The following is a 15,197-nucleotide window of genomic DNA, read 5'->3' on the forward strand; positions in this document are numbered from 1 at the left end:
CACAGTGTAAAAATCCGCGGCAGTCTCGTGATCCGGGGCAGCCGCCAGCAACCTTAACAACAATAAAAAAGGTGCCTATGAAAAGCCTCAAGACCTACCAGACGATCACGATCGTCTTTCTGATGCTGTTCGGGATCGTCAATTATCTCGACCGCAGCGCCCTCTCCATCGCCAACACCACCATTCAGAAAGACATGCTGATCAGCCCTTCCGAGATGGGCATTCTGTTGTCGGCGTTTTCACTGGCGTATGCGTTCGCGCAACTGCCGATGGGCATGATCATCGACAAGCTGGGCAGCAAGATTGCCCTGGGCGGCGCGCTGTTGGTGTGGTCGGTGGCGCAGACGGCATCGGGTTTCATCAACAGCTTCAGCGGCTTCTTCGCGCTGCGGGTGTTGCTGGGGATTGGCGAGGCGCCGATGTTTCCGTCGGCGGCGAAAACCCTCAATGAATGGTTCGAAGAACACGAGCGCGGCACGCCGACGGGGATCGTCTGGTCGGCTACCTGCATCGGACCGTGCCTGGCGCCACCGATCCTGACGCTGTTCATGGTCAACTTCAGCTGGCGCGGTATGTTCATCATCACCGGCGTGCTCGGCATCGTCCTGGCGCTGTGCTGGCTGATGTTCTACAAGAGCCGTGCGCAATACCTCAAGGAGCTGGAAGCGCGCGGCGAAAAACCGGTCACTGCGGCACGCGAACCCGTGGTGGTCGATGTGGCGCCCCAAGGGTCGTTCTTCGCGGGCTGGCTCGACCTGTTCAAACATCGCAGCACCTGGGGCACGTTCCTCGGCTTCATGGGCGTGATTTACATGCTCTGGCTGCACCTGACTTGGTTGCCGGGTTACTTCCAGCGCGAGCATGGTCTTGATCCCTACTCGACGGCCTGGGTGGTGTCGTTCGCCTACGTGTTCGGCGCCATCGGCACCATCGCCGCCGGCCGCATCTGCGACCGTCTGGTGAAACGCGGGGTCGGCGTGCTCAACAGCCGTAAATACACGGTGATTGGCGGCCTGGTGTTTGCGGCCGTGTTCACCCTGCCACTGACCTTCGTCACCAGCCTGGGCGGCTGCATCGCCCTGCTCTGCCTGGCGCTGTTCGGTATCAACCTGTCCAGCGCCACGGCGTGGATGGTGGTCAACACCGTGGTCGATACCAAGCGCGTGGCGTCACTGGGTTCGATTCAGAACTTCGGCGGCTACATTGCCGGTTCCGTGGCACCCATCGTGACGGGGTTCAGCGTGCAGTACACGGGCACCTTCGCCACCGCGTTTGCCGTCAGCGCCATCGTCGCACTGCTCTCGGCCGTGGCGTATTTCGTCCTGCTCAAGGCGCCGATTCCGGTGCACACCGGCCACGCCGGGCAGAAAAACTGGCAGCCGAAGGGGGATGAAGTGTCAGGGCGGCAGGTTTAAGACGCCACCCCGTTCTCAACGTTGAATGGCGGGTGGGAGCGAAGTCATTCGCGAAGCGGTCGGCGAGTCAAAGCAGGTGTGTCGCCGATAGGATTCTTCGCGAGTGAATTCGCTCCCACAGTTGTTCTCCACACACCCGTCCCAGTGGCTTCGGCCATCGCCTCACCCTCCACAGATTACTTTTCCCTTCAAATCCCCGACTTGTCCTACTCTCTGTGTCAGACGGTCGCTGTTGCGATACCGTGTGTCACGAATGAGGGAGCGTTCGTCACACGGTGGGTCTGAAATCGTGGGCGTCAGTGAGGGCGGGGATTGAGACAAGTAGAAGGAACGGACTTCGACGCCAGGAACAGGCGCCTGAAGCGCATGCCTGTGCTGTGGCTGGCGGGATTCTTTACCGTGCTGGTGTGCCTTTCCATCACCAGCATCACACTGTGGCAGTTGCGGGAGACGCGCAGCCATGAGCTGGAGATCGCTGACACCACGGTGGCCAACCTTTCACGTTCGATGGCGCAGCAAGCCGACGACACGTTCGATCAGGCGGATATTCCGGTGGCCGGAATCGTCGAGCGTCTGTCCTACGACGGCTTTGGCGCCGCCACCAGTTCGCGCATGCACGACTACCTGCGCGCCATCGCCGCCGGCGTCGAGCAAATTCAGGGCCTGTTCATCTACGACAAAGACGGCAATTGGGCCGCCACCTCGCTGAGCCATACGCCGCCGAACGCCAATAACGCCGACCGCGAGTATTTCCAGTTTCACAAAGCCATCGACAGCAACCTGCCGCACATCGGCCAGGCCATTCGCAGCCGCACCACCAACGACTGGATCATCCCGATCTCACGGCGGGTCAACGACTCCGAAGGTCATTTCGCTGGCGTGGTACTGGCAACCATCGAGCTGGCGTATTTCGATCGATTCTTCGACCGCTTCGACATTGGCAAGCGGGGGGTGATTACCTTGACGATGGCCGACGGCACCGTCCTGGCGCGTCGCCCGACGATGGAAAACGTGCGCGGCGCCTCGATCGCCGACGGTGAACTGTTCCGCAAGTACCTCAAGGAACGTTACGAAGGCACGGCGACGGTGGAGTCGATCCTCGACCACGAAATCCGGCTGTACGGCTACAAACGTCTGGACCGTTACCCGCTGGTGGTGCTGGCCGGGCTGTCCGAACACGAGGTGCTCGACGAATGGCGCCAGTATGCGTGGCGCTCGCTGGCGATCATCGTGTGCGTGGTGGTGGCCAACCTGTTATTCGGTGTGTTGCTGTTTCAGCAGATTCGTTACGGCCTGAACGCCGAATCTCAGCTCAGGATCGCCAGTCACTCACTTGAAAAACTGGCCCTGCAAGACAGCCTCACCGGGCTTGCAAATCGGCGTCACTTCCATGAAATCCTTGGGCTTGAGTTCTCCAACGGCCAGCCCAACCTGCACCCGTTGAGCCTGATCATGATCGATATCGATTTCTTCAAGAGCTACAACGACAACTACGGGCACGTCGCGGGCGACAAGTGCATCGTCGCCGTGGCCGAGTGCATCCGCGGCAACCTCAACCGGACGGGCGATCTGGCCGTGCGCTACGGCGGTGAGGAGATGGCTGTGTTCCTGCCGTACAGTGAAGCGCCAGGTGCCTTTCTGCTGGCGGAAAAAATTCGCCAGGCCGTGCTGACACGCGCCATCGAACACCAGGGCAATCCAAGCGGCATCGTCAGCATCAGCCTGGGCGTCTACGGCTGTCAGGCTCAGGAATGCCCCACCATGGAAACCTTCGTGGAACGCGCGGACGCGGTGATGTATGTCGCCAAGCATGAAGGGCGCAACCGGACCGAAATCTGGCAAGGTACGACGACGATCTGACAGAGCGCTGATCAGGGACCGGGCTGCGCCCTGACGATCTGGGCGACCTTGCCGCGAAACAGCTCCAATCTGTCCACCGGCGCATCGTGCTCGACCACCAAGGCACCGACTTCCTCGCACGGCGCAACCTGATAGTGGGCGATGCTCGACAGCTTCTCGTTGATCACCGCCACCACCACCTGCCCGCTGCGCGCCACCACCGCGCGCTTGAACTCGGCAACGTCCATGTCGAACGCCGTCACGCCCTTGACGGCGTCCAGCGCGCACGCCCCCAGGAAACACAGGTCGAAGTTGAAGTGGGTCAACTGCTGAATCGTCGTGAAGCCGTACGTGCTGCCCGCGATCGGGCTGAGGCGCCCACCCAGCAGAATTACCTCCACCAACGGCAACTTCATCAACTCCACCGCCAGCACCGGTGAATTGGTGGTCACGGTCAGCGCCATCTGCGGATCGATGGCTCGCACAATCGCCAGATTGGTCGAGCCGCCGTCGATGAACACATGCTGCCCGGCGCTGATCAGCCCCGCCGCTGCCACGCCCAATGTGCCTTTGCGGTTAGGTTCCTGCTCGATGCGCGCAGTCAGCGGCCCGTCCGACGCCAGCGAAATCGCCCCGCCATACACCCGCTTGCACAACCCGGCTGCGGCGAGCGCGCCAAGGTCACGGCGAATCGAATGCTCGGACACATTGAACTCAGCCGCCAGATCGGCCGCAATCACCCGACCGTGCACGGCCAGGCGCTCAGTGATCAGACGCTGACGCTCGCCAGGAAAAGCTTCGGGATTGGCAGACATAAAAGACCTCGACAACATGCTGAACCGATCATAAACGAGCAGGATCATGCGTTTTCGTCGGCGTAAAAGTCAAACGGGCTGACGGGATAATCAGGGCGAGACCGCCGATGATCGTTCCGCACGCTCCGCGTGGGAATGCATCTGCCGACGCTCTGCGTCGAAACCGAATCACACATAGCGTCATTGTCGGCTTTGAAAACGCGGTGGGTCAGTTGCCTCAATGTCGACTCACACACCGCATTCGCGACCGTCGTAACCTCCGATTGCTCCTACAGGTTTTGTGTTGATCCGCAGACCTGTGGCAGACGCGGAACCCACACCTCTTCCAGCACTCCATCTTTCTTTATGACCTTCACGGAGACATCCGACATGAACATCGATTTGACCGGCAAGACTGTTCTGGTAACGGGTTCAACGCTGGGCATCGGGTATGCGATTGCCAAAGGCCTGGCGGAAGCGGGGGCCGAGGTGATCGTCAATGGGCGTAAGCAGGAGGCGGTCGACGCGGCGGTGGCTCGGCTGAAGCAGGATGTGCCGGGCGCGACACTGCGGGGCGTGGCGACTGACGTCGGCACCGCTGCTGGCTGTGAAGCGTTGGTAAAGGCGGTGCCGCAGGTCGACATCCTGATCAACAACGTCGGGATCTACGGCCCGCAGGACTTCTTCGAAACGCCGGATGACGTTTGGCAGCGCTTCTTCGACGTCAACGTCATGTCGGGTGTGCGGCTGTCCCGCGCCTATGCGGACGACATGGCCAAGCGCGGCTGGGGCCGGATTGTCTTCATCTCGTCCGAGTCGGCCCTGAACATCCCGGCCGACATGATCCATTACGGTTTCACCAAGACTTCCAACCTGTCGATCTCGCGCGGCCTGGCCAAACGCATGGCTGGCACTGGGGTCACGGTGAACGCCGTGTTGCCCGGTCCGACCCTGTCCGAAGGTGTGGCAGACATGCTCCAGAAAGAAGTCGAGAAAACCGGCAAGTCGCTGGAAGAAGCAGGCGCGGCGTTTGTCATGGAGCACCGCCCCAGCTCGATCATTCAGCGCGCGGCCACCATCGACGAAGTGGCGAACATGGTGGTCTACGTGTCGTCGAAACAGGCGTCGGCGACCACCGGCGCGGCGCTGCGCGTGGACGGCGGCGTGGTCGACACCATCGCGTGATTCATCAGGGCGGGGTTGGAAGGAAGGGAATTGCCTGTGACGCGGGAGACCAGAGGTGCACATCAGTAACACCCCTGGTCTTTCTCGGCGGTATCAAGGTGTCTATTCCTCCTCTTCTTCCTCGTCGTCCACCAACGTGAACCAGGGTTTCAGTTCGCTCAGCTCGAAATTGTCTGACTCCGCTCTGGCCCTCCCGATACGGGGAAAGTCAGTGGGTTTGAATGACACGGACGAGTCGAAGATCTCCGCGCTCGCCAATACAACGGATTTGTCAGCCATGTTTGAGCCTCCCTGTCCAAAGATGCGCGTAAGAACGCTGAGAGACTATAGACCAGCTTCGTGAACCACTCGTCGATTCACGACCCGCTGGTCATAAAGCGGCGAGGCTGCCCTGGAACTCAGCGTACTCCGCGCGCATGCGTCCGTTGCGTTTGACGTGGTACAGCAGGCCGTCGACCTTCTCGATGAAGGAAACAGCGTTTTCACCGGCCGAGGGCACCATAGTGCCGACGCCCAGGCTGAGCGTCAGCAGCGCAGACACTTCTGATTTTTCGTGGGGAATCTGCTGCTGACGAACCAGCTGCATGCATTTCTCCGCCACCCTGCGCGCCTGCTCCTGCGTGGTCTCGGGAAGCAACCAGACGAACTCTTCGCCACCGATACGGGCGATGAAATCACGCGGGTTGTTAGCGGCCTGCGACAACGTCTTGGCCACCGTGCGCAGCGCCTCATCGCCCTTGATGTGGCCGTAGTGGTCGTTGTACTGCTTGAAGTAGTCGATATCCATCATGATCAGCGACATCGACTGACCGGTTTCCTGAGCGCTGGTCCACTCCCGTTCGAGCACGGTATCGAACATGCGTCGGTTGGCAATGCCCGTCAGGCCGTCCTGATAGGAAAACGCCTCCAGTTGTTTCTGCAGGCGCACCAGATGCTCTTCGGTTTTCTTGCGCTCGCTGATGTCGAACATGAAGCCGACCAACGCCTCGACCTCGCCGTTCTTGCGCACCACGTGCACCACGTCGCGGATCCAGACGTATTCGCCGTCCTTGGTCAACGCGCGGTAATCGGCCTCGTGATCGACACCGGCCCTGGATTGCGACACGCAAAAGTTGACCACGTAATCACGGTCGTCCGGGTGCATGCGCTCGACCCAGTCATCGACGCCGACCCAACTGCCCTGCTCCCAGCCCAGCAATTGCTCGATCTGCGGACCGATGTAGCTGAACGTCATGCTCTGCCAGTCGATCCGCCACGGGATGGCCTTTGTCGATTCAAGCAGGGTTTTATAGACATCGCTGTCAGTGCCTGAGGGCAGAGATTCGTCACTCATGGTCGACCGGTTTCCAGAGGGCAGGAAGATGGCGACATCATGTTGCCACCATTCATGCCGCGCAAGCAGGGACCGAGTGGCGGGTCGGACTTCCAGACGGTCGGTGAGGCGGGCCGTGGTCTGGTTCATTCAGGCAGCAAGCATCGCGCGCAAGCTACGCTGCTACAACGATGAACAGGCATAACAACAAGAAGAGGCGGCCCGTGCAGACATTTAGGGTGCTCATCATTGGCAGCGGGTTTGGCGGCCAATGCGCAGCGATCAACCTGCTCAAGGCCGGGATCACTGATTTCCGTCTGCTGGAACGCCGCGATTTCTTCGGCGGCACCTGGTGCCAGAACACATACCCCGGTGCCGCCGTGGATGTCCCCTCGCCGCTCTATTCGCTGTCGTCAGCGCCATTTCCGTGGACGCAAATGTACGCCGGGCAGGACGAGTTGCGTCGCTATACCCGGCACGTCGTCGACCGCTTCGGGCTGGAGGAAAAGATCGAACTTGGCGCCGATGTCGAGTCGATGGTCTGGGATGACGTGTCGCGGCACTGGACCGTTCAAACCAGCAAAGGCGTCTTTCAGGGGCAGTTTGTGATCAACGCATCCGGCCCCTTGAGCCAGCCGCAACTCCCCTCGTTCGAGGGGGTACATCTGTTCGAGGGTAAAAGCTTCCACAGCAACCGCTGGGAACACGATTTCGACTACCGAGGGAAACAGGTGGCGATTGTCGGGAACGGCGCGAGTGCAGCGCAGATCATTCCCGCGATCGCGCCGCAGGTATCGCACTTGCACGTTTTTCAACGGACCGCTCACTGGGTGCTGCCCAGGCCCGATCACCGCTTCAAGCCTTTCGAACGCAGGCTGCTCAAATGGCCGCTGTTCTACCGACTGTTACGCAGCCTGATCTACTTGAAACTGGAGAGCCGCTTCATCGGTTTAAAGTATTCAAGAGCAGGGATCGCCGTGTTTGAGCGGATGGCCCGCCGTCACCTTGAGCGACAGGTCAAAGACCCCGAACTGCGCCGCCGATTGACCCCAGACTTCACCTTGGGCTGCAAACGCGTGGTGCTGTCCAGCGAGTTATACCCCACGCTGTGTCGGGACAATGTGACCCTGCACACAGAAGGCATCGAGCGTCTCGACGCGTCCGGAATCGTGACGTCGGATGGCCAGTCTCTTGAGGTGGACCTGATCGTCTGGGCCACGGGTTTCAATGCCACCGACGACGCCATTCCCTATACCGTCATCGGTCAGAACGGCCGCTCGTTAAACGATGCCTGGCAGCCGTTCCCCCGAGCGTATCTGGGCACGAGCGTGCCGGGCTTCCCCAACCTGTTCGTGCTCGCAGGACCTAACACCGGCAGCGGTCACACGTCGGCGCTGTTCATGCTCGAAGCACAGATGCGCTACGTGATGGCCTGCATCAACGCGGTCAACGATCAAGGCATGCGCAGCGTCGAGGTACGGGAGGAAGCCGAAGCCGCTTACACAGCAAAGGTGCACCGCGAGATGACCAAGACCGTCTGGTCCTGGGGAGGGTGCCGCAGCTGGTACCAGAACAGCAGCGGCAAAGTGGTGGCGATGTTTCCGGGGTTCAGTTGCAGCTTTTATTGGCTCGCCCGAAAGATGAAACGCGACGATCACCTCTTGCGAGAGTGAAGGATTCAACTCGTTACCTGTAGGAGACGTCCGAGGTTACGAGGGCAGCGAATGCGGTGTGTCATTCAGCATCAATGTAGCTGATCCACCGCATTCGCCAGCAAGCCGGCTCCTACAGGTCTGAGGTCTGAGCACAAGTTTGCGCATCAATCCGATCCCTGTAGGAGACGTCCGAGGTTACGGGGGTATGGGCCGCAACTCGGACGAATGCGGTGCGTCATTCAGCATCAATGTAGCTGATCCACCGCATTCGCCAGCAAGCCGGCTCCTACAGGTCTGAGGTCTGAGAATGCAGCTGATCCAGCACCAAGCCGCTCCCCCACCGTTACGGCAGCAACGAATAAACCAGCGCCGAGATCGACACCAGGCCGACCACCACCACGAACACGTTGGACAGCTTGCCGGCGTACTGACGCATGGCCGGCACCCTGCGCACGGCATACATCGGCATCAGGAACAGCAGCGCGGCGATGATCGGGCCACCGAGGGTTTCGATCATGCCGAGGATGCTCGGGTTGAGCGTTGCCACCAGCCAGCACACTACCAGCATGAACGCTGCCGTCAGGCGATCCAGCGTGCGTGGCGAAGGACGACGCCCGCTCTTGACCACCAGGCCTTTCAAACCTTCGCTGGCACCGATGTAGTGACCCAGGAACGATTTGGTAATCGCCACGAACGCGATCAACGGCGCGGCGAACGCAATGGTCGGGTTGCTGAAGTGGTTGGCCAGGTACGACAGGATCGACAGGTTCTGCGACTTGGCCTCGGCCAGTTGCTCAGGCGAGAGAGTCAGCACACAGCTGAAGACGAAGAACAGCACCATGACGACCATCAGGCCATGGGCACGTGCAAGGATCTGCGAGCTGCGCTGCTCTGCCTGCTGGCCGTACTGACGCTTTTGATCGACCGCGAACGCGGAAATGATCGGCGAGTGGTTGAACGAGAACACCATCACCGGAATCGCCAGCCACAACGTGTGCAAAAAGGCCGAAGGCGCGGGCACGCTGGCGGCGGTGGAAAGAATGCCACCGGTCCAGTGCGGGATCAGGAACACCGCCAGGAACAGCAGCGCCACGATGAACGGATACACCATCAGGCTCATGGCCTTGACGATGAGTCGCTCGCCGCACCGCACCACAGCCAGCAGGCCCAGGATCAGCACGAACGCCAGCACTGCGCGTGGCGGCGGCTGAATGTGAAGTTGATGCTCGAGGAAACTGGTGACGGTGTTGGTCAGCGCCACGCTGTAGATCAGCAGAATCGGAAACACGGCGAAGAAATACAGCAACGTGATCAGCGCGCCGGCTTTCTTACCGAAATGCTGCTCGACGACTTTAGTGATGTCGGCACCCGCGCGCCCGGACAGCACGAAACGGGTCAGCCCGCGGTGCGCGTAAAACGTCATGGGGAATGCGAGCAGGGCGAGGATCAGCAGCGGCCAGAAACCCCCGATGCCTGCGTTGATCGGCAGAAACAAAGTGCCAGCACCGATGGCGGTGCCAAACAACCCGAGCATCCAGGTGGTGTCGTGGCGATTCCACGCGGTCAATTCCGTCGTCACGCTCGCGGGCGCGGCATCGATGCGTTGTTCGACGCTGTTGGCCTGATCATTCATCCGGTCGATTTCTCCGTTGCCGGTGATAGCTACAAGGTCAAAAGCGCATCGAAAAGCTCGGCAGTCAGCGCCCCTGACCGGTTCTCTACAGGGAAAGGGGCGCGATTGTCCGGGATTAGGGAACAGAATCAAAGGGTTGTCGGAGGGATGGTCGTCGTTTCGGAGGTTTCGCACGGGGAACTGCGACAAGATTACGCAGCCATCATACCCAGCCGGACACCCTGACCGAGCTCATGACGGACGCAACACCTGTGGGAGCGAATTCATTCGCGAAAACCAGGTCAGGCGCCGCAGATGTATCGTCTGACGCTACGCATCCTGAATGAATTCGTTCCCACCGTTCAGCTGGCATGTACAGGTAGTGAGTGATCCGGCACCGGGCTAAGCGCCGCTTTTATGCCAGGCGTAATTTTATCTATGTGCCTTTCTCTGATGGTGGCAAAATGCGCCCACCAGAGGAACCGTCAGAGAGCCGTCAGAGCTTTCGGCCTGCCAATTCCGCTAACTTGATAAATGAGCTATCAATGATCGTATTTTTTGCTCCGATGCCCCGTAGAGCCAAGGGGCTGTCTGCATTGAGGTTTATTACAGGCTGGATAGTCGGCCGTTTGAAGCGCAAGCCGCTTCGTGCTTTCTGGGTTGGAGTCGAAGATGTGTATGCCGCGCACTCCGAAGCTCATGCACTAAGGCTTGCGATTGAAGATGGCGATACGTCTTTAACGCTTGATGATATTGACGAAGTTTCCGGGCCGTCGCTCAGTCATCCCATACCTGACGAAACAGAACACCCGCACACGTTGGCAGAGTTACTTCAAAAAGCCCGCACACCAGGCTGGATTGCCAGCGCGCGAGGGTGACAGTGGTCCCCTCCCATTCCGCCAGACGTTGCTGGCGGACAATGACAACTACACCATTCGTACAACTTCGCGACTCACTATAGAGCGGCCACTCCAACTCGCTTCCCATTCGAGCGAGGGAAATCGGCGAAGTGCGTAAACACAGGGACGCAGCAGGATTGAAAATCAAAAACGAAACGGTCGCATTCGCGCCCGCAATGTACAAAGGCCAGACAGATCTGCGCCATCTCCACAAGACTGTCGATGCAATCCAGCCAACAAACGTTGCCCGTGGTCCGGCTCAAAATTATCGCGCCGATATCGACGGCCTGCGTGCGATCGCCGTGTTGCTGGTTCTCCTGTTTCATGGGGGAAACTCGGTCTTCTCTTCCGGATTCATCGGCGTTGACGTATTTTTTGTGATTTCAGGGTTTCTGATCACTTCCATTGTGCTTAAAGACCTGTCTACGGGCGCTTTCAACATTGCGCAGTTCTATGCAAGGCGCGCCTGGCGCCTGCAACCGGCAATGATTGCGGTGTATGTCGCCACGCTGGGAGTTGCCGCGCTGGTTTACCTGCCAGTTGATTTCGTCGACTACCTAAAAAGCGCCAAATACGCGACGATGTTTCTTTCTAATCAATACTTCGAAAGGACCACGACCGCCTATGCAGCCGATGACACTTCTTCCTTATTGCTGCTGCACACTTGGTCGTTAGCCATCGAATGGCAGTGGTACTTCCTGCTACCTGCCTGCCTTATGCTTCTGTACAAAAAAGTGTCCGCATCCACACTGAAAATCATCGCTCCTGTGGCCACCGCGATCGCCGCTGCGGTGGCACTCACACTTTCTATCCATCAACCGGATAACAGTTATTACTATTTCGCATCCCGGGTGTTCGAGTTGCTGATCGGTGCCTGTGTGGTGGTATTGAATGGGGACAGAATCAAGCTCGGTAAGCATTCGGCAAGTGTGATCGGACTGGCAGCCCTGTTCGTCATCTTTTATTGCAGTACCCGAACGGGCATTCTTCGCGGCTTTCCTGACTACCATGCACTGCTCGTGAGCGTCGCCACGGCAGCTTTGCTGCTCAAGGAAGTCGGCGCGAACGGTATTCACAGCAGGGTTACCGCAAGCGTGCTGCCGCGTTCGCTGGGCAAGGTCTCTTACTCGCTGTACCTCTGGCATTGGCCAGTGCTGGCGGTTACGGCGTACCTGGGGCTGACAGCCGCCCACTATTCAGAAGGCGTCTATTACGCTGGGTCAATCGTTCTGGCGGTGGCCTCCTATGCCTGGGTCGAGAAACGACTTCGTCGAGTAAGGCTGAGGTTTCTTCCCACGCTGGTGCTGCTGATCATCTTTCCGGCGGTAGCGTTTTCAGTCGCTTACAAACTCGCCGATGCCCATGGCGGGTTTGCGCAACGTTTTGGCTCGGAATTCGCCGCCAGCCAAAAAACGCTGGCGGCTCACGAACTCAAAAACAGACGGTACTGCATTGACGGCGTGACGGATGAGTCCGATCCGCGGTGTGTGATTGGAGATGTCCCTTCCCCATCCCGGGCGCTCATGATCGGCGACTCATTTTCCAATCAATACATGGGATTCATGGACGTTCTGGGTAAAGACGCAAGTGTGTCAGTCACGGCTTTAAGTACGTCGGCATGCCTTTCCCTACCGGATGTCTATCTGTACAGCTGGTGGAAGTTCAAAGACGTGCTTTACACCAAGTGCCACGACCGGGCGGTGGATTTCTACAACCTGATTAGGTCAAATCGATACAAGTACGTGGTGCTCGGCCAGATCTGGGGCAACTACACCGGCGACAGCGTCGTCCACAGCCTTTCCGATGAGCGCACGACCGAACTGTCCAGGGCCAGGCTTGAAGCGTCGATGCGCAACGCCCTGAAGCTGATCATCGAATCCGGTGCTACACCTGTCATTATCAAGGCCGTCCAGGCGATGCCCACTGCGGTCAACGAATGCCTGTCGCAACACCTCAAAATGCAGGATGGCTTCGGTAGCACAGAAGCGTCGGCCAACTGTGCCACCACAGGTGAAAGCCCCAAAGATGCGGACTGGTTCGAAACGCTGTTCAGTGCGCTCAAGCACGACTTTCCTTCTTTGATATTCATCGACCCCAAGGACGTTCAGTGCGAACAGGGTCAATGCGTCACCGAAATGGAAGGCGTGCCAGTGTATCGAGATGTGGGGCATATCACTGACTTCGCGTCTTATAGGTTCGCAGAGCTCTATCTGAAGACGTTTGGAAACCCGCTAAAGTGAAATCAGTGCGAATGCCGCTCCGCTACCTGGCTCGTGGTAGCGGTGCGGTAAAAATGAGGGCCCAATGCAGCAAGCTGCTCTGAGAAACGGGCAAGTGCGCTGTTCAGGCCACCCATCTGCGCAGCGGCACGCTCAACTCAACCCGCAACCCGTCGCTGCGGCTGTCAAACTTCAACGAACACGCACAACGCTGGACGATGGCCTGAACGATCGCCAATCCGAGCCCTGCGCCGGGGCTTTTGCCATTGCGCCAGAAGCGCTGGGTCAGCTTGTCCAGATCGGGTTCGGGAATGCCGGGGCCGTAATCGCGCACCCGGAAATGCGCCTGGCCGTCGAACGTTTCCAGGCTCAACTCCACCCGCGCGCCGGGCTGCGTATGGCGCAGTGCGTTGTCCAGCAAATTGCGCAAGGCCGCGACCGCCAACGCCGCCGGCATTTCCACGGGCGCTGTGGATAACTGCGTCGGCAGGATCAGTTCGATACGCTCATCATCGCCGTGGTTGGCATCGTGAATGGCCAGCCGCGCGACCTGCTCGGCGTCGCACTGCACGCCATCGTCGAACGACAGACTGCCCTCCACCCGCGCCAGCAACAGAAGCTGCTCAAGCGTGCGGTGCATGCGATCGGCGCCCTCCTCGGCGTGTGCCAGCGCCTTGTCGCGCTTTTCACCCTCGGTCATGCGCGCCACTTGCAGGTGGGTCTTGATCGCCGTCAACGGGCTGCGCAACTCGTGCGCCGCATCACCGGTCAGCCGGCGCTCGCGCTCCAGTGTCTGGGCGATGCGCTGGAACAGCTGGTTCTGGCTCTTGAGCAGCGGCTGCAATTCGCTCGGCAGGTTGGGCACGTCCAGCGGTTCGACCGAGTCCGCGCTGTGGCGATTCAAGGCGTCACGCATTCGATTGAGCGGCGCGAGACCGCGACCGATGCCGAACCAGACCAGAATCAGACTGCCAAACAGCGCCACCAGCACCGGCAACGAGGCGGCCAGTAACACCGAGTGGCCCAGCACATCGCGCTCGATCTGTCGGTCCGCGGTGCTCACCCGCACGTTGCCGTGCATCATGGTGTACACGCGCCAGTGCTCGTTGTTGATCATCTGGTCGTGGAAACCACTGGAATCCGCTTTCAGTGGTTCGGCGGGCGAGCTGTCGGTCCTGGCCAGTACTTGCCCGCGCAACGAGCTGAGCTGACAGGCCATGCCGTTGGGAATCCCCAACTCCCCCGCTCGCAGCGACCGGCCCTCGGCATCGGCGGGCATCTGAATCTGTTCCAGCAGCCCGGCGACCATACGTGCCGAGGCCTCGAGCCGTTGATCCAGCGATTCCATCATCTGTGTGCGCAAGTCACGCAGCATCCACGCGGCGGCCAGCACCCAGATCACGATGAACGCCGAGCCGAGGATCAGGCTCAGGCGCGTTCTCAAACTCATCATCCGTGGGGCTCCGGGGCTTCACCGGCCGGGCCTAATCGATAACCCAGGCCGCGAACGGTTTCGATGATGCCGCCGCCCAGCTTGCGTCGCAGGTGGTGAATATGAACGTTGAGCGCGTTGCTTTCGACCTCGTCGCCAAAACCGTAGACGCAGTCTTTGAGTTGTTCGCTGGACAGCACCCGGCCGTGGTTGTTGAGCAACGCCTGAAGCAACGCCTGCTCGCGCCGCGACAGGTCAACGGGCTGACCGGCGAGACGGGTTTCACGACTGCTCGGGTCGTAGGTCAAGGCGCCATGCTCGATCACGTTGACGCTGCGCCCGGCCATGCGCCGGACCAGCGTGTGCAGACGGGCACTGAGCTCGCGCAGGTCGAAGGGTTTGAGCAGGTAATCATCGGCCCCGGCCTGCAGGCCGTCGACCCGATCGGTGACGGTGTCGCGCGCCGTGAGGATCAGCACCGGAATGTCGGTGCCTTGCTGGCGTAATTGACGCAGCAGCTTGAGCCCGTCTTCGTCGGGCAAGCCGAGGTCCAGAACCATGACGTCGAAATGCGCCGCCGCAAGCATGGCCCGCGCCGCAGAGGCGGTCGCCACGCGGTCCACGGTCAGGCCTTGGGCATCGAGCCCGGCCACGATGCCGCTGGCAATCAGGTCGTCGTCTTCACAGAGCAATACGTGCATGAAGCGGCCTCGAAAAAAAGGCGATTGAAACAGTGCGGGATTAACGGCGGATTATGCAGCAGCCAGGAAATATCTGCTGCTGATCGTTCCCACGTTCCGCGTTAACGTCGTTCGACACGGAGCGTCGGTGGAGG

General features: G+C 59.8%; 12 protein-coding genes. 6 read left to right on the plus strand and 6 right to left on the minus strand.

Annotation, left to right across the window (positions count from 1 at the left end; translation table 11 throughout):
* Positions 1–77 precede the first annotated feature (77 nt).
* Positions 78–1,415, plus strand: coding sequence for an MFS transporter (locus BLS87_RS12915; RefSeq protein ID WP_083370671.1), 1,338 nt, complete (start codon positions 78–80; stop codon positions 1,413–1,415).
* A 366-nt stretch (positions 1,416–1,781) separates the two neighbouring features.
* Positions 1,782–3,275, plus strand: a complete 1,494-nt coding sequence (locus BLS87_RS12920) for a sensor domain-containing diguanylate cyclase (RefSeq protein WP_074752887.1) — start codon at positions 1,782–1,784, stop codon at positions 3,273–3,275.
* An 11-nt stretch (positions 3,276–3,286) separates the two neighbouring features.
* Here BLS87_RS12920 and BLS87_RS12925 read toward each other — a convergent pair whose 3' ends face one another.
* Positions 3,287–4,069 carry a DeoR/GlpR family DNA-binding transcription regulator gene (locus tag BLS87_RS12925; protein ID WP_074753166.1) on the minus strand — a complete coding sequence of 261 codons (783 nt, stop codon included), beginning with the start codon at positions 4,067–4,069 and terminating at the stop codon, positions 3,287–3,289.
* Positions 4,070–4,438: 369 nt separating this feature from the next.
* Here BLS87_RS12925 and BLS87_RS12930 point away from each other — a divergent pair, with 369 nt between their 5' ends.
* Positions 4,439–5,233, plus strand: coding sequence for an SDR family NAD(P)-dependent oxidoreductase (locus tag BLS87_RS12930; protein WP_074752888.1), 795 nt, complete (start codon positions 4,439–4,441; stop codon positions 5,231–5,233).
* 102 nt (positions 5,234–5,335) lie between these two features.
* On the opposite strand, the gene BLS87_RS34155 is transcribed toward BLS87_RS12930, so the two are convergent.
* Both BLS87_RS34155 and BLS87_RS12935 read right to left on the minus strand, forming a co-directional pair.
* A complete protein-coding gene (locus BLS87_RS34155; RefSeq protein ID WP_167362059.1) occupies positions 5,336–5,512 on the minus strand; it encodes a hypothetical protein in 177 nt (58 codons plus the stop codon).
* A 91-nt stretch (positions 5,513–5,603) separates the two neighbouring features.
* Entirely contained in the window at positions 5,604–6,566 is a 963-nt protein-coding gene (locus tag BLS87_RS12935) for a sensor domain-containing diguanylate cyclase (RefSeq protein ID WP_074752889.1), read from the minus strand.
* Between the two features lie 203 nt (positions 6,567–6,769).
* Here BLS87_RS12935 and BLS87_RS12940 point away from each other — a divergent pair, with 203 nt between their 5' ends.
* Complete coding sequence (locus BLS87_RS12940; RefSeq protein WP_074752890.1) at positions 6,770–8,218, plus strand: flavin-containing monooxygenase; 1,449 nt, start codon at positions 6,770–6,772, stop codon at positions 8,216–8,218.
* A gap of 325 nt (positions 8,219–8,543) precedes the next feature.
* Here the strand turns inward: BLS87_RS12940 and BLS87_RS12945 are convergent, their stop codons facing one another.
* Positions 8,544–9,833 (minus strand): serine/threonine transporter, encoded by a 1,290-nt coding sequence (locus BLS87_RS12945; RefSeq protein ID WP_074752891.1) that lies wholly within the window; start codon positions 9,831–9,833, stop codon positions 8,544–8,546.
* A 524-nt stretch (positions 9,834–10,357) separates the two neighbouring features.
* Between BLS87_RS12945 and BLS87_RS12950 the strand changes: the two genes are divergently transcribed.
* Positions 10,358–10,690, plus strand: a complete 333-nt coding sequence (locus tag BLS87_RS12950; protein WP_074752892.1) for a hypothetical protein — start codon at positions 10,358–10,360, stop codon at positions 10,688–10,690.
* Positions 10,691–10,848: 158 nt separating this feature from the next.
* Complete coding sequence (locus BLS87_RS12955; protein ID WP_083370672.1) at positions 10,849–12,951, plus strand: acyltransferase family protein; 2,103 nt, start codon at positions 10,849–10,851, stop codon at positions 12,949–12,951.
* A 103-nt stretch (positions 12,952–13,054) separates the two neighbouring features.
* Here the strand turns inward: BLS87_RS12955 and BLS87_RS12960 are convergent, their stop codons facing one another.
* Both BLS87_RS12960 and BLS87_RS12965 read right to left on the minus strand, forming a co-directional pair.
* Positions 13,055–14,383, minus strand: a complete 1,329-nt coding sequence (locus BLS87_RS12960; protein ID WP_074752893.1) for an ATP-binding protein — start codon at positions 14,381–14,383, stop codon at positions 13,055–13,057.
* Positions 14,380–15,063, minus strand: coding sequence for a response regulator (locus BLS87_RS12965; RefSeq protein WP_074752894.1), 684 nt, complete (start codon positions 15,061–15,063; stop codon positions 14,380–14,382). The genes BLS87_RS12960 and BLS87_RS12965 overlap by 4 nt, the downstream gene beginning before the upstream one ends.
* Positions 15,064–15,197: the final 134 nt, after the last annotated feature.

Origin of the sequence: Pseudomonas abietaniphila (assembly GCF_900100795.1) — a bacterium.
GTDB classification, from domain to species: domain Bacteria; phylum Pseudomonadota; class Gammaproteobacteria; order Pseudomonadales; family Pseudomonadaceae; genus Aquipseudomonas; species Aquipseudomonas abietaniphila.